At 60.0% G+C, this 15749-nt stretch carries 14 protein-coding genes; 13 read left to right on the top strand and 1 reads right to left on the bottom strand.

The genetic code is table 11. The features are described 5' to 3' along the window. Positions 1-122: 122 nt before the first annotated feature. Both AC06G8_RS12475 and AC06G8_RS12470 read left to right on the top strand, forming a co-directional pair. On the top strand, positions 123-623 hold the full coding sequence (locus tag AC06G8_RS12475; RefSeq protein ID WP_447661105.1) for a YlbF/YmcA family competence regulator: 501 nt from the start codon (positions 123-125) through the stop codon (positions 621-623). Between the two features lie 17 nt (positions 624-640). Next, positions 641-1804, top strand: coding sequence for an iron-containing alcohol dehydrogenase (locus AC06G8_RS12470; RefSeq protein ID WP_480283032.1), 1164 nt, complete (start codon positions 641-643; stop codon positions 1802-1804). Positions 1805-1892: 88 nt separating this feature from the next. On the opposite strand, the gene AC06G8_RS12465 is transcribed toward AC06G8_RS12470, so the two are convergent. Continuing rightward, the gene (locus AC06G8_RS12465) at positions 1893-2504 is read right to left on the bottom strand and encodes a biotin transporter BioY (RefSeq protein WP_480283031.1); all 612 of its coding nucleotides are present in this window, start codon (positions 2502-2504) and stop codon (positions 1893-1895) included. 133 nt (positions 2505-2637) lie between these two features. On the opposite strand from AC06G8_RS12465, the gene AC06G8_RS12460 reads away from it, so the two are divergent. From AC06G8_RS12460 to AC06G8_RS12410, 11 genes are all read left to right on the top strand, one after another. Then, entirely contained in the window at positions 2638-5457 is a 2820-nt protein-coding gene (locus tag AC06G8_RS12460) for an ATP-binding cassette domain-containing protein (protein ID WP_480283030.1), read from the top strand. Positions 5458-5611: 154 nt separating this feature from the next. Continuing rightward, on the top strand, positions 5612-6826 hold the full coding sequence (locus AC06G8_RS12455) for an MFS transporter (protein WP_480283029.1): 1215 nt from the start codon (positions 5612-5614) through the stop codon (positions 6824-6826). Positions 6827-7092: 266 nt separating this feature from the next. Beyond that, the gene (gene lepB, locus AC06G8_RS12450) at positions 7093-7650 is read left to right on the top strand and encodes a signal peptidase I (protein ID WP_447661100.1); all 558 of its coding nucleotides are present in this window, start codon (positions 7093-7095) and stop codon (positions 7648-7650) included. Positions 7651-7692: 42 nt separating this feature from the next. Next, positions 7693-8712 (top strand): DUF4184 family protein, encoded by a 1020-nt coding sequence (locus AC06G8_RS12445; protein ID WP_480283028.1) that lies wholly within the window; start codon positions 7693-7695, stop codon positions 8710-8712. A 256-nt stretch (positions 8713-8968) separates the two neighbouring features. Beyond that, positions 8969-10429, top strand: a complete 1461-nt coding sequence (locus AC06G8_RS12440; protein ID WP_480283027.1) for a sensor histidine kinase — start codon at positions 8969-8971, stop codon at positions 10427-10429. Continuing rightward, positions 10426-11118 (top strand): response regulator transcription factor, encoded by a 693-nt coding sequence (locus AC06G8_RS12435; RefSeq protein WP_480283026.1) that lies wholly within the window; start codon positions 10426-10428, stop codon positions 11116-11118. The genes AC06G8_RS12440 and AC06G8_RS12435 overlap by 4 nt, the downstream gene beginning before the upstream one ends. Before the next feature lie 62 nt (positions 11119-11180). Next, positions 11181-14375, top strand: a complete 3195-nt coding sequence (locus AC06G8_RS12430) for an efflux RND transporter permease subunit (RefSeq protein ID WP_480283025.1) — start codon at positions 11181-11183, stop codon at positions 14373-14375. Positions 14376-14429: 54 nt separating this feature from the next. Beyond that, entirely contained in the window at positions 14430-14660 is a 231-nt protein-coding gene (locus tag AC06G8_RS12425) for a hypothetical protein (RefSeq protein ID WP_480283024.1), read from the top strand. Positions 14661-14699: 39 nt separating this feature from the next. Then, on the top strand, positions 14700-15014 hold the full coding sequence (locus tag AC06G8_RS12420; protein ID WP_447661094.1) for a YbjQ family protein: 315 nt from the start codon (positions 14700-14702) through the stop codon (positions 15012-15014). Further along, positions 15011-15403: a DnaJ family domain-containing protein gene (locus AC06G8_RS12415; RefSeq protein ID WP_480283023.1), complete on the top strand. Its 393-nt coding sequence runs from the start codon at positions 15011-15013 to the stop codon at positions 15401-15403. The genes AC06G8_RS12420 and AC06G8_RS12415 overlap by 4 nt, the downstream gene beginning before the upstream one ends. Then, on the top strand, positions 15393-15701 hold the full coding sequence (locus AC06G8_RS12410) for a rhodanese-like domain-containing protein (protein ID WP_480283022.1): 309 nt from the start codon (positions 15393-15395) through the stop codon (positions 15699-15701). Before AC06G8_RS12415 ends, AC06G8_RS12410 begins: the two co-directional genes overlap by 11 nt. The last annotated feature ends 48 nt before the right edge of the window (positions 15702-15749 follow it).

Below are 15749 nucleotides of genomic sequence, written 5' to 3'. Positions count from 1 at the left end.
CGGCTGCCCATGAGGGCAGTCGTTTTTTGTTTCCGACTTTGGTATAATGAAACCTTGGAATAACCTGCACGGGGGACCATAATTCTCTGGCCGCAAGGCGGATGAGACAGGAGCGATTGGCAATGGCAGAGCAGAGCAGCACCTCGCCTTCGATGGCGGGACTCAAGCATTCCAGCATTCACGATCACGGGCCGAATTGTCCGGTTGAAGTGTACAATACCCGGGATTTGCTCGTACGGGACGATATCATGACCAAAGCCCGCGAGCTGGCGGGATTGATTTATTCCTCGGAGGAAGTCCAGGTGTTCCGCCGCGCGGAGAAGCAGATTCAGGGCAACGACCGCGTCCAGTCTCTGATGGCCGGCCTCAAGAAGAAGCAGAAGGAGCTCGTCGCCTTCGAGCAGACGTTCAAAAACTCGACGATGGTGCAGAAGATCGAAACCGAAATGGATCAGTTGCAGGATGAGCTGGACGGAATTCCGATTGTCGGCGAATTCCAGCAAAGCCAGGCCGATATCAACTACTTGCTTCAGATGGTCGTATCGATCATTCAGGATACGGTTGCCGACAAGATTGCCCTCGACGGCGCGAAGCCCGAGGATCCCGAAAGCTGCGACGAGTAGAAAAGGAGACGATTTAGATGAGGAATTTTGTCTATCATAACCCCACCAGACTGTACTTCGGGGAAGGGCAGCTCCAGCAGCTGTCCAAGGAAGCGGCTCAATTGGGCTCCAACGTGCTTCTCGTGTACGGCGGCGGCAGCATCAAGAAAAACGGCCTGTACGACGAGATCATGACCGTGCTCGGCGATGCCGGCTGCAAGGTCACCGAGCTTGCCGGCGTCGAGCCGAACCCGAGGCTGTCGACCGTCCACCGCGGTGCCGAGCTATGCCGGGCGAACGGCATCGACTGGGTGCTTGCGGCCGGCGGAGGCAGCACGCTGGATTGCGGCAAGGCCATCGCGGCCGCGGCCAAATACGACGGCAGCTTCTGGGATATCGTCAGCCGCAAGGCTCAAGTGCAGGACGCGCTGCCGCTCGGCACGGTTCTGACGCTTGCCGCTACCGGCTCGGAAATGAACAGCGGGTCCGTCATTACGAACGAGGAAACCGAGGAGAAGCATGGCTGGGGCAGCCCGCATGTGTTCCCTCGCTTCTCCGTGCTGGATCCGGCCTACACGGCGACGGCTCCCAAGGACCACACCGTATACGGCATCGTAGACATGATGTCCCATGTGTTCGAGCAGTATTTCCATCACGATCCGCTCACGCCAGTCCAGGACGGCTTCTGCGAATCGGTGCTGCGCGCCGTCGTGGGAACGGCTCCCAAGCTGGTCGGAGATCTCGGCAACCTGGAGCATCGGGCTACGATTCTATACAGCGGCACGATGGCCCTGAACGGCGTGCTCGGCATGGGAACGCTGGGAGACTGGGCGAACCATGACATGGAGCATGCGCTGTCCGCGGTATATGACATTCCTCATGGCGGCGGGCTTGCGATTTTGTTCCCGAACTGGATGACCTATGTGCTGGACGACAATGTCGGCAGATTCCGTCAGTTCGCCGTTCATGTATTCGGCGTCGAGCCGGATGGCAAGAGCGACAAAGAGATTGCGGAAGAAGGCATCCGCAGGCTGCGGGAGTTCTGGACTTCCCTCGGAGCCCCGTCCAGGCTGGCCGATTACGGCATCGGAGAAGAGCGTCTGGAGGAGATGGCGGCCAAGGCGGCGCCAGGCCGCCAGATCGGCAACTTCCGCAAGCTGGACAGTCAGGATGTCCTGAATATTTACCGTATGTCCCTTTAAGCAGACAAAGCAAAGAGCCGCGCTGGATGCGCGGCTCTTTGCTGTTGTTCAGGTCCGGATCGTGCTGCGGGATGTGTCAGGCCAGGCGTCAGGCCGCTTTGCCGGCTGGAAAGGCGCGAGAGCGGGACTTCAGCCGCATGACGGGCAAATAGGAGCGCAGCGCGACGGTGATGGCGGCCGCGGCGACATTTTTAAGCAGATCGGGCAGCAGGAAAGGGTAGCAGCCGACCGCCATCGCCTTGTCGAACGACAAGCCCGTGACATGCATCATCCATGGGATGCCGCCTACATAGACGAACAGCGAGCCGAACGTTTCCATGACGACGAGAATGAGCGCGAACGCTGCGACAGGATGGCGCCCCGCCTTGCTGCGAAGAATGGCCGTCACGAGCAGGCCGATAATAAGCGCCGAGATCGGAAAGAACCAGATGAAGCCGCCGGTAGGTCCGGTCATATGCGCCAGTCCTCCTCCCCGGTACAGAGGCAAGCCGGCCAGGGCGAGCAGGTTGACGAGCAGGATGCTCAGAAATCCGTCCTTGCCTCCGAGGAACGCGCCGATAAGGGCGACGGCCATCGTCTGCAGGGTGAACGGAACGAGCGAGGACAGCCCGGTGCTGATGGTGATGGAATTGAACACGACGAACAGGGCTCCGAACAAGGCAATGAACACGGCCCTGCGCAGCGATTGGGATGACGACATGATAAATTTCACTCCTCAAATCAGTGGAATCAAGTTATAATGTTAACCGATAATGAATGATGTTTGGTTAACAAAACGGATTTTAGCACAGCTTGCCTTCGTTGGGAAGGGAAATTTGGGAAGGCGGGAAGATATGAGCAAGGCATCCGAAGAAAAAGCCGAGACGGCAGAGGCTGGCAAATGGGATCCAAAGCGGGTTCATCGAGAGGAAACAGCCGGATCGCCGGGACAAGGCGATGAACGGAGCGGAACGTTCCAGGGCGCAGAAGGAAGTACGCTCCTGTCTGTCGCCGGCCTCGTCGTCTACCCCGAGGATCCTGAGCAGTTGGAACCGCTTCTTCAAGGCATTACGATGCAGATCAGGCAGGGGGAATGGGTTCATATCGTAGGGGCCAACGGAAGCGGAAAATCAACCCTGCTGCGGAGCCTGGCCGGCCTCGGCAGAAACCCGCAAGCGGAGATGAGCATTACCCGCATGCTGCCTTCGCCTTTTGATGTCAGGCCGCTGCCAGTCGTCCTCCAGCAGCCTGAGGCCGCCATAACGGGGTCAACGCCTTGGGAAGACCTCGTCATGGCTTTGGAATATGCAGGGATGAACGGAGCGGATATCATTCCGAAGGCGGAGGAGGCGCTGGCCGAGCTTGGCCTGTCCGCCTTGATGCACGCTCCCGTATCCACCCTCTCGGGAGGGCAGAAGCAGCTGCTCGCGGCAGCCGGAGCGCTTGCAGCCGGCTCTCCGGCCATGCTGTTCGACGAAGCGGCGTCGATGCTGGACAACGATTCGGCCCGCCTGCTGATGAGGCATGCCCGCGCCATGCAGAGACGAGGCATCGCGATCGTATGGGTGACGCAGAATATGGACGAGCTTGAAGCCGGAGACCGGGTTTTTGCACTCAAAGACGGAAGAATGGTATGGAAAGGGAGCTCGGAATGCTTTTTCAGCCCGCTGGCTTCCGGAAAATCGCCTTGTCGTCTTGCGGGTCTGGAAGCCCCTTTCGCCGCGCGGACGGCCATGGAATTGAACGCGCTCGGCTTCGGCATGATCGCCATGCCGTTGAACGCAGACGAGCTCGCGGAAGCATGGAGCGCGCATGGAACGGCTTCGGCTTCCCATGCCTTCCGGGCTGCTCCCTCTGCCGTCGTCCCGGGGAGTTTGCCATTATTGGAAATGCTGAAGCCGCGGTCCGTTCCCCGGGACTTGATTCTCAGCGAAGCCGTTCCGAAAATTTCCGGAGCGGACGGAAGCCGCAGCTTCTCCGCATGCTTTCGCGGGGGCAGGCTGACGCTGCTCGTCGGAAGCAACGGATCGGGAAAATCGACGCTGCTGGAAACTGCCGGAGGTGTCCGGCCGCTGGCGTCAGGGTTGATTCGGCTCGGAGAAGAGCCGCTCTGGAGCGGCCGGCGTCCGAACCGCGACGTCCTGCTGTCGCTGGGTATTGCTCTGCAGCAAGCCGAGACGCAGTGGTTCTCCAAAAGCGTGAAGGAGGAGCTTTATTATTCCGCGAAGCCTTACAGGCTCGCCGGAGAGGAGAGGAGCCGGAGGATCGGCGAAGCGATGGAAGCTGCCGGTCTGGACGCGGAGCTGCTGGAAAGGGATCCTTGGACTCTCAGCGGCGGGCAGCAGCGGAGGCTGGCGCTCGCATGCATCGTTATGGGGAGGCCGGAGTGGCTGCTGCTGGACGAGCCTTCGGCCGGGCTGGATGCCGAAGGCACGGAGCGGCTATGCTCCATTCTGCAGGCGCACCGCGCTGCGGGGGGCGGCGCCGTCGTTGCCGCCCACAGCCTCGACGCGCTGCTGCCGATCGCGGACGAGGTCGCCATCATGGAAGGCGGCGTTGTCCGCGAGGTCATGGCGGCATCCCGCTATGCCCGGTCGATCGCCTGGGAAGCAGGAGCTCCGCAGGCTTTGCAGGCTGCCGCCTGTTTCGGGCTGCTGGAAGCCGACTCCATCCCGTGGCTCAGCCCGTCAGAGCTGGCTGGACGGCTTGCTTTCCAGAACCCGGCAGTTTCTCCGGAGAGAGCTTCCAAGGGGAAGAGAGAGAACATGCAAGGAACAGATTTTGCAGACACTCGGGAAGATCAAGCCGAAGATCAGGCAGCGAGACGTACCGACGATGTGGAACAGTCCGGGCAAGGGGCTCGAACTAACACTCTGGAACAGTCCGGGAAAAAGGCTCGAACAGAGATTCGAGAAGCGGATCGGAAAGAGAGGGAAAGTAAAGACAAAGGGAGTACGATCGATCCGCGCGCTCTTATCGCCGCGTATCTGATGGTCGCCGCAGGCGTCCTTTCCCAGAAAAGCTGGCTTGGAATCGGGGTTTCCTTGGCATTGGCGCTGGCCATCCTCGTTCCGCTGCGTTCCTCTCTCCAAATCTACGCAGGAGCCGTGAAGGGCTACGGCGTATTCGTGCTGACGCTGGCAGCCGTTGCGGGCCTCAGCCTCGCGCCGCTTCAATTCCAATGGGAGCCTGCGGCAGACATGCTGCTGAGGATGCTGCGGCTCATGCTGGTCATGCTGATCGGCTTGCCGCTGCTCGCCCTGCTGCAGCCGTTCCGGCTGCAAAAGGCAGCGGACCAGCTGCTGGCTCCGCTGGCCAAAGCCGGGTTGCCTGTTACCCGCATCACCCTTCCGATCAGCCTGCTGTTCCGTTTCATTCCCATGCTGGCCGAGGAATGGCAGCGTTATGCGATGATCGGGGCTGCCAGAGGGAAGTTCGCGAGCCGTCCCGGCCGCGTGCCTCCTTCCATGCTGTACCGGGCAGCTGTGCCGTACATGCTGTCGATCCTCAGGCTTGGGGACAGGGCTGCTGATGCGCTTGAAGCCAAAGGGTTCGGGGCGGGAGACGGCGTCAAAAAATCCGCATTCAAGCTGCGGCTGTCGATGCGGGACGGACTGGTGATGGCGGCTGGCGCCATCCTGTGGGGAGGACTCCATATACTCGCCCGGATATAGGAAAAACGCGTTTAAAAGGGGTATACACCCGACCTGAGATCGCGGATAATGGAGCATAATGGCAGAGGCCCATCAAGGCCTCCGTCCGGCATCCGAGAGAGAAGCGAAGGTGTTCATAGTGGAAGAAAGAGGGCGAAGTTCAAGAGCCCGCCTATTGAAGTTCGGCATGGTCATGAGTCCGCGCGTCTGGCTGAATGCCAGGATCGACCTTGCCGCAGCCTGCCTGTTCAGCCTGTTCAATGTCGTCATGAACCAGTTTTACCTGCTGTTCGCCCTCAAGCAGGGAGCATCCGATCTTCAAGCCGGCTTGCTGGCTGCCGCTCCGGCGATCGGCCTTGTGTTATCCCCGTTATGGGCCTCCCTCGTCGAGAGGAGCGGCCGGCCGATGCCTTTCGTCGTGCTGCCCAACCTGATCGGCAGGCTGCTGCTGTTTCTTCCTGCCTTGTTCCCGGAGCCGGGCGTATACGTCGCGGCAGCTGTGATCTTCCAACTGCTCATGGGCATCCAGGCGCCGGCCTACGCCTCCCTCATCTCGCAGGTCTATCCTTCCGAGCTGAGAGGCCGGCTGATGGGGTACGTCAGGATGGCTGCAGGGGCGGTCACCATCCCGCTGGCCTATCTCGTCGGCATCTGGGCGGATGCGTCAGGGCCATCCGGCCCGCTTATGGCCGCTTCCGTCATGGGCATATCGTCCATTCTGCTCTTCAATAAGATGAAGCTCCGCAAGCAGCCGCCGCGAGCGGTGCCGCCGGCGCGCTTCAGCTTCCGGTCCCAGTGGGAGCTCGTGCGCTCGAACCGTCCGCTGGCCGTGTTCCTCCTCGCGACGACTTTTGCCGGCTTCGGCAACATGCTGGCCAATCCGCTGTACCAGATCGTGCAGGTGCAGGTGCTGAATCTGACGAGCACGGAAGCGGGCTATGCGCGGGTCGCCTATTTTGCAGCGCTGCTGCTCACGTATTTGATCGCCGGCAGGGTGCTGGACCGATTCGATATCCGCCATACGCTGTTATGCGGCATATGCGCTTACGCGGTCGTCCCGATGCTTTACGGCTTATGGGGTACATACGAGGCCGTCATCGTCGGCAACGCCGTGCAAGGAGTCGGGGAAGCGATATGGGATATCGGCATTCTCGCTTTCGTGTTTCGTCTGGCTCCCGGTCGCGAAGGAACCGTATTCGGCCTCCATCTCATGCTGTTCGGCATCCGGGGGTCGATCGGACCGCTGCTCGGCACTGCTTTCTCGGGCCAGCTCACGCTCATGCTGCTGATCGCATCCGCCTGCGGATGGATCGGCACGCTGCTCTTCTTTGCCGGCAGCCGCGACAAGGCCGGGCCGGATTTGCCGCTATCCGCAAGCCTCCGCGGTTGAGTTGCGGACGGCTTCAAGGGCGCTTGACCGCTTCATCCGGATTGTTCCGCCGCGCGCTGACGCGGCTTTTTTTTATCCGGGATAACGGCCCGATTTCCTCAGACGGCCATCTTTTTCTCGATCAATGACCTTAATCATCCAGAGGCCGGGGAGGACGGCCGTCCTGATCCAAGAAACTTTCGGAGCCGCCCTGTCGTCAATGAATCAGATCCTATCGCTTGCCGTCGACCTATGGGCATGACGGCAAGCCCGGAAGGAGAACTGATATGCCTGACGTTCCGTCCATCCCTCAGGGCGATCTGCAGCCGCCCGGCAAGCGCCGGCGCTTGGCAGAGATGTTCCTTACGCTCCTGGTCGCAGCTCTTGCCTCGCTGCTGCTTCAGCAGTTCGCTTTCGCGCAGACGGAAGTGCGCAACATCAGCATGCAGACGACTCTTACGGAAGGCGAGAGGCTGGTCGAGAACAAGCTGGCCTATCGCTTCGGGAATCCCCAGCGAGGGGATATCGTCATCATCCATGGACCGGAAAGCCCGCTCAGGCTGGTGAAGAGGGTGATCGGACTGCCCGGCGACCGTCTGGATTTCCGGGATGGATCCGTGTATCTCAACGAGGCCGTGCTGACGGAGCCTTACGCCAAGGGGGCGACTTTCCCGGAAGGATTGAGGCTTCCGTACACGGTGCCGGAAGGGACGGTATTCGTCATGGGAGACAATCGCGAGCATAGCGAGGACAGCAGGGATCTGGGGCCGATCCGCAGGAGCAGCCTGGAGGGCAAGATCGTATTCCGGCTGTGGCCGCTCGGCAAGGCTGGACCTTTGGACTGAAGCCTGAGCCGAGAAGGCTCTTGTCGAAAGGAAAGAGGAGCAATGGAAATCCTGTTCATTCGCTATCACCGAAGGGAGGCGCTCATGCCGTTCACTTTTTCCCATCCGCTCTACGCCGCGCCGCTGCGCCGGCTTGTACCCGCCTTGAGCTTGAGCGGGCTCGTTCTTGGCAGCATGATCCCGGACATGGAATATTTCATCGCGATGAACTCCTATCGGAGCATCGGACATTCGCTGACAGGATTTGTATTGATGGGCATACCATTGAGCCTAGCTTTCTTATCGGCTTGGCAGAACATCCTGAAGCCTGTCCTGCCGAAGCTTCTGCCGTCCTTGGGCGGCGTCGACCGATATGCCGAAACGCTGCTTGGACGCCGGAATGGCACGCCGGGAAGCGCCGCGGGCTGGGCACTCTTTCTTCTGTCCCTGTTCATCGGCTTCTGGTCGCATCTCTTCGTCGACGGGATGACGCATACGAGCGGATGGCTGGTTACGAGGCAGCACTCGCTTTACCGGATCGAAGCGGGACTCCCATTGTATAAATGGCTGCAGTACGGGCTTTCATTCCTCGGCTTGCTGCTGCCCGGCCTTTGGGTGCTCGTGGATTACATCCGCTGGTACATGAAGGTAGGCCGCCCCCTCAAGAGAAGCAAGCCGGCTCCGAAATGGGGGGCGACAGCGGCGGCCGCAGCCGCCGGATTCCTGCTGATGGCAGGCAAGATCCTCTTCGAGCCGAGGGCGGACAATATCGTCCTGTGGCTCGTAGCCGGCTGTTCCTCGGCGCTATTCGGCTTGTTCGTCGCGGGAGTGCTGTCTTCCGGAGCGGAGAGCAAGCGCCTGCCTGCCGCCATGATGGGGCTGCTGCTGCTCGCTGTCGTGATTGCCGCCTTCAAGGGCTATCGGATGGCCGCGGATCTGAATCCGGGCATCCAAGGGCAAGGCACGGCCGCTTGGCTGCTGTACATATGGCTGTTCTCCCTGGGGGTATGGCTGCTGTCCCGAATCGGAGGGAGCGGCATGGTCCGCGCCGAACACAGAGGCGGCATCCGCATGTCCCGATAGTCCATGAATGTATTCGCCGGGAGCTGCTCCCGGCTTTTTGCCGCTTCCATTTTCTATTGTGCTCGTTTTGAAAAGGCTCTCGCCATCCATCCATTCTTTCAAAGCCCGCAGGAAATTCAGCTCGGAAAACTCCATAACGGGATGTATTCAAGCGAGAGTTAATAATTTTGTAAGAAATGGCACCCTAATGGTTTAGATCTATCCGTTAGAATGAACATTGAAGCTGCCGCAGCCGGCGCCGGGAAGGAGGATCTCCATGTCGATCCGTTTCAAGCTGATGCTGTCCTACATTGCCATGGCTGCCGTTCCTCTCGTGCTGATGACTGCGGTCATGTCGTTCATGCTTTATATGATGGGTTATCAGGATTTGCGCGATTTCTTTGAAAAAAACAGGGACAAGGAGTACGGGCAAGCCGTCCAGTTCGGCGAGCTGTGGTACGTGCTTCAGCATGATTCCGGCAAGCTGCTGGACGATGGCTATCTCAAGCAGCTCGACGGCCGGATGAACGAGGTCCTGAGCGGCTTCGTTTTGCAGAAGGACGGAGCGATCGCCTATTCCTCGTCGCTGGCCTTGGAGAGCGGACAGCCGGAGAAGCTTCTCCGTCAGAACGGGGATAAGCATGATCCGTTGACGATCGGCTCGTACAGCTACGAGGTGTTCCATGCAGGATTCACTTATCCGGACGGAACTCCGGGCAAGGCGGCGATGTTCAGGCTGAGCGAGGCCATACCGGTATTTTGGCGGCCGCTGATCACGATGCTGCTGCTGCTGGCCGTCGGCCTGATGAGCGCTCTCATGGCGCTGATCGTCTCCCGTTCCATCACCCGGCCTCTTTCGCGCCTCAAAAATGCGGCTCTCTCCCTCAAGGAGGGCAATCTGGAGCCCGTTCCGCTTCCGGCAGGCAACAACGAGATCGGCCAGGTAGGAACGGCTTTCGAGGAGATGCGCAGCCGCCTGAAGCTGACGATTCAGCAGATGCAGCAGTACGAGGAGAACCGCAAGATGCTGCTGTCCCACATCTCCCATGATCTCAAGACTCCGATTACGGCAGTCCGAGGCTATGTGGAGGGCTTGCTGGACGGAGTCGCCGACACGCCGGAGAAGCAGGAGAGATATCTCCGGACCGTATTCCGCAAAGCGAAGGATATGGACAGGCTGATCGACGAGCTGTTCCTCTATTCCAAGCTGGATCTGCACAAAGAGGAATTCCTGTTCCGGCGAATCGATCTCAAGGCTTTCCTGCGGCATTACCTGGAGGAGAAAAGCTTCGAGCTCGAGAAATCGGGCATCCTGCTCTCGGCGCATATCGGCGATGAGCACAGTCCGATGCATGTCATGGCCGATCCGGAAAAGCTCGGGAGAGCGCTGGACAACATGCTGGACAACAGCGCCAAGTACATGTCGCTCGCCAGCTCGGATGAACGGAAGGTCGTCTTGAGACTTGAAGCGGCAGCAGAGGCTGCCGATATCATCATCGAGGACACCGGGCCAGGCATCGACGAGGAGGCGCTGCCCTTCGTGTTCGACCGCTTTTACCGGGCGGAGATGTCCCGCAATCCGGAAACCGGCGGCAGCGGCCTCGGGCTCGCTATCGTCAGGCAGATCGCGGAAGGACACGGAGGCGCCGTCACGGCGCGCAACAGGGCGGAGGGGGGCGCGGCGTTCATGATGCGGCTGCCTCTGGAAACGGCCGGTTCCAAGGAGGCGAAACCATGAAACGCGTGTTGATCATCGAAGACGAAAGCTCCATAGCGGAATTGCAGCGCGATTATCTGGAGAGCCACGGATTCGAGGCGGATATCGAGCAGCGGGGAGACACCGGTCTCGCACGCGCGCTCCAGCATCCCTACGATCTCGTCATCTTGGATCTGATGCTGCCTTTCGCGGACGGATTCGAGATTTGCCGCAAGCTGCGAAAGGAAAAGGATGTCCCGATCCTCATGATTTCCGCCAAAAAAGAGGATATCGATAAAATCCGCGGCCTCGGGCTCGGAGCGGACGATTATATGACCAAGCCGTTCAGCCCCGGCGAAATGGTGGCGAGGGTGCAAGCCCATCTGTCCCGCTACGACCGGCTGACCGGCAAGGCGACGGCCGCCGAAGGAGAGAGGCTGCGCATCCGCGGGCTGCTCATCGACAAGTCCGCCCGCCAGGTGTTCGTCAATGGGGACGAGGCCGCTCTGACGAACAAGGAGTACGAGCTGCTCCTGCTGCTCGCCTCCCATCCGGGCCGGGTATTCGGCAAGGAGGAGCTGTTCGAGAGAGTGTGGGGACTTGACTCCATCGGGGACATCGCCACCGTAACGGTGCATGTCCGCAGGCTGCGGGAGAAGATCGAGGAAGTCCCCTCCGAGCCCAAATTCATCGAGACGGTGTGGGGCATCGGGTACAGGCTGAGGGCGTAACGCGGCTGGCTGCCGCTGCACCGCATAGAGAGAAATCATACGAATAGAGGAGTGAAGCCAGGTTGAAGAGCATAATCCGATTTTCGATCAACAACAAATTCGCGTTGTGGCTGATGACGCTGATCGTGGTGTTCGGCGGGGTCTACGCCGGGACCAACATGAAGATGGAGACGCTGCCCGACATTACGGTGCCGATCGTCACCGTCACGACGGTCTATCCGGGCGCCTCGCCGGAGGAAGTGCTTGAATCCGTCACGAAACCGGTCGAGCAGGCGACCCGCAATCTGGATGGAGTGAAGGAGGTCAGCTCCACTTCCTACGAGAACGCTTCTTCCATCGTCATCGAGTACGGCTTCGGCAAAGACATGGAGAAGGCGCAGCAGGAAGTGAGCGAGGCTCTGAGCAGCCTGAAGCTCAAGGATGGCGTCCAAGATCCATCCGTATCGAGGCTGAGCCTCAATGCATTCCCGGTGACATCCCTCAGCATCTCGAGCAGCAAAGAGAATCTGGCCGCGCTGACCAAAACGGTCGAGAACGATATTGTTCCGGAGCTCAAAGGCTTGGAAGGCGTCGCATCGATCCAAATCTCCGGCCAGCATGTCGAAGACGCGGAGCTCAGCTATAAAGCGGATGAGCTGGCCAAATACGGCCTGACGCCGGAATCGGTCCAGAATGCGGTCAAAGCGGCTGCCGTGAACGTTCCGCTCGGCATCTTCACCTTCGGCAGCTCGGAGAAATCGATCGTCGTCGACGGCCAGATCATGACGGCGGACGATCTCCTGAACATCGAAATTCCGTTGATTCCTTCGGCAGCAGGCGCAGGTGCGGGCGCCGGAGCAGGTGCCGGAGCCGGCGGCGCTGGCCAAGCTGCGCAGGGCCAAGCAGCGCAGGGCCAAGGAGCTGCAGCTTCCCAAGGCGGAGCGGCTGCGCCGGGCGGCATCACGCTGCCGACCGTCAAGCTGAGCCAGGTGGCCGACGTTGCCGTTACGGGCAAGGCCGACTCCATTTCCCGGACGAACGGCAAGGACAGCATCGGCGTGTCCATCGTCAAAGCGGCCGACGCCAATACGGTCGACGTCACGGATGCCGTCAAATCCAAGATGGATGAACTGACGGCCAAATACGACGGAATTACTTCCACGATAACGCTCGACCAGGGCAAGCCGATCAAGGACTCGGTGGAGACGATGCTCACGAAAGCCATTCTCGGCGCGGCATTCGCGATCCTCATCATCCTGCTCTTCCTGCGCGACATCCGTTCGACGATCATCTCGGTCGTCTCGATTCCGCTGTCACTGCTGATCGCCGTGCTCGTGCTGCAGGAGTTCGACATCACGCTGAACATCATGACTCTCGGCGCCATGACGGTGGCGATCGGGCGGGTCGTGGACGATTCCATCGTCGTCATCGAAAATATATACCGGCGGATGGCGATGTCCAGCGAGAAGCTGACCGGCCGGGAGCTGATCATCTCTGCGACCAGGGAAATGTTCGTCCCGATCGCGGCGTCCACGATCGTTACGATCGCCGTATTCCTCCCGCTAGGATTCGTATCGGGCATGATCGGCGAGATTTTCCTGCCGTTCGCCCTTACGATGGTATTCTCCCTGCTCGCTTCCCTGGTCGTCGCGGTGACGGTCGTTCCGATGCTGGCCCATATGATGTTCCGCAATGGTCTCAAGGGTACGAAGCATGAGGACAAGCCGAGCCGTCTGGCCAACGGATACAAGCGTGTCCTGCGCTGGTGCCTCGACCATAAAGGACTGTCGTTCGGCGCTGCCGTATTGCTTCTCGTAGGCAGCTTGTTCCTGACGCCGCTAATCGGAGTCAGCTTCATCTCGAGCGGCGGAGACAACTCCATGATCATTACCTACAATCCGGCTCCGGGAGAGACGGCCGAAGATGTGGAAGGGTATGCGACGACTGCGGAGAAGGAGATCATGGGCCGCGAAGGCGTCGAGATCGTCCAATATTCTATCGGCGGCAGCAACCCGTTCAGTCCGGGCGCTTCCAAGCAAGCGCTGTTCAATATCCGCTACAACAGCGACTTCAAGCATTTTGAGGACGAGAAGAAAGCCGTCGTCGAGCTGCTGCAGAAAAACACGAGCAAAGGCGAGTGGAAGCAGCAGGACTTCGGAGGCGGCGGCCTCGGCGGCAGCAGCCTGACTGTCACGGCCTACGGACCGGACATGAAGGAGCTGGAGCCGGTCGTGTCCGAGATCAGCGGCAAGCTGAAGTCGGTCGCCAACCTGTCGAACGTGGACACGAGCCTATCGAAAACGTATGAGCAGTACCGCATTGCCGCCGATACCAAGAAGCTGAGCCAGCACGGCCTGTCCGCCGGCCAGCTTGCGATGGCGCTTAGTCCGGTGCGCGAGCAGCCCGTCTTGACGACCATCGAGAAGGATGGCGAGAAGCTGAACGTGCATGTCAAAACCGAGGTCAAAACCTACGCGGACAAAGCAGCCCTTGAAAACGCCTTGATTCCGACTCCGCTCGGCGGCACCGTCAAGCTCAGCGACGTCGCGACGATCGAGGAAGGCACCACGCCGAATACGGTCACCCGCAAAGGCGACCGCATTTATGCCAGCGTGACGGCCGATGTCACCTCTTCCGACATCAGCAAAGCTTCCAAGGACGTGCAAAAGGTCATTGACGAGCTCAAGCTTCCTTCCAATGTCGACGTCGAGATGGGCGGAGTGACCGAGGATATCGGAGAATCCTTCAAGCAGCTCGGACTCGCGATCGCCGTTGCGATCGCCGTCGTCTACCTCGTCCTCGTCATTACATTCGGCGGCGCGCTGACGCCGCTGACGATTCTGTTCTCGCTTCCGTTCACCGTCATCGGCGCCTTGGTGGGCCTGCTCATCGCCAAGGAAACGATCAGCGTCACCGCGCTTATCGGCATGCTCATGCTGATCGGCATCGTCGTCACCAACGCGATCGTGCTGATCGACCGCGTCATCCACATGGAACGCGAAGGAATGAGCGTCCGCGACGCGCTGCTTGAAGCAGGCGGAACAAGGCTGCGTCCGATTCTGATGACCGCTATCGCTACGGTCGGGGCTTTGCTCCCGCTGGCGTTCGGCTTCGAATCCGGCGCGCTGATCTCCAAAGGGCTTGGCGTCACCGTCATCGGCGGCTTGACAAGCTCCACGCTGCTGACGCTGATCATCGTTCCGGTCGTCTACGAGTTCCTGAACCGCAGGCGCGCCAAGCGCCAGCGCAGCGGCTCGCTGGAGACGGCGGCCGAATAAAGCTTCTCCCGAATCCTGCCTCTCGAGGGCAGGATTCTTTTTGTTGGATATCGCGTGCAGGCGGCGGCGACACTACGGGGAGGGACTTTCCATCGGACGCACAAGGAGGAAATCCATGCAAGGGAAATCAATGAAGGCCATTACGAGCTGGAAGGGGAGCTGGAGGATTACCGCTTCAAGCTTGTCCTGCAGCCTCGTCCCGGCTTGCCTGCAGCCGTCCGGGTGTCGGTAACGGTTGCCGGCGATCGCCTCGCAGGGGTAAAATGGGAAGAGACCGGCTTATGAGCCAGCTTGCAGCAAATAATCCGAAAAGGGGATGCCGATATGCTGATCACGACGACACCGACGATTGAAGGAAGGCCGATTCAGGAGTATTCCGGAATCGTGAATGGAGAAGCGATCATGGGAGCGAACGTCGTCCGTGATTTTCTCGCATCCATCACGGATGTGGTAGGAGGGCGCTCCGGCGCTTACGAGGGCAAGCTGAAGCAGGCCCGCGACATCGCCATCGAGGAGATGCGGCAGCAGGCGGCCAGACTCGGAGCCAATGCCATCGTCGGAGTCGATCTCGACTATGAAGTCGTCCGCGACGGCATGCTGATGGTCACCTGCAGCGGAACTGCCGTAAGGATCCCTTGAGCTTCCTGCACTGGCTGGCCGACGAGAAGATCAAGCTAGCCATCAAGGACGGCGAATTCGACGACCTCAAGGGGCTTGGCAAGCCTCTCGATCTGGATGACCTCTCCCACATTCCGGAAGAGCTCAGAGCCGCATATCGGGTATTGAAAAATGCCGGAATCGTGCCCGAAGAGGTGCAGCTGAACAAGGATATCGCGACACTCGGCAGCCTGCTTGCGATGTGCGGCAGCGACGAGGAGCGGACGAGCCTGCAGAAGGAGCTGTCCGCCAAGAGGCTGCGGCTGCAATCGCTCACGGGGTCGAGGGGATGGGACCATCTGCAGGCATATGCCGACTACAAGGACAAAATTCAAGCGAGACTGGAAGGGGAACAGCGGCATGAGCGCTGAGATCACGACGGAGGAACTGCAGCATTTATTGGAGACGGGAGAAACCCCGCGCCTGTTCGATGTGCGCGAGGATGACGAATGGGAAGCGGGACATATTCCGCAAGCGCGGCATGTCGCGCTCTCCCGTCTGCCGGAGAGCCTCGGGGAGCTTGACGGCGAAGGCCCGCTGCTGCTGATTTGCCGCAGCGGCGGCCGCAGCAGCCGGGCATGCGAATACTTGCAGGCGCTCGGCTACGATGTCGTCAACGTGCAGGGCGGGATGCTGGCCTGGAACGGAAGCATCGTCGAAGGCGAATAGGAGTCAATCGGAAAAGGCCTTTCCTGGGCGATCGGGAAAGGCCTTATT

The sequence above is a fragment of the Paenibacillus sp. SJS-P3 genome, assembly GCF_056711585.1.
Note: the sequence above shows the minus strand (reverse complement) of the source record. Positions and strands in the feature narration are given on the sequence as shown.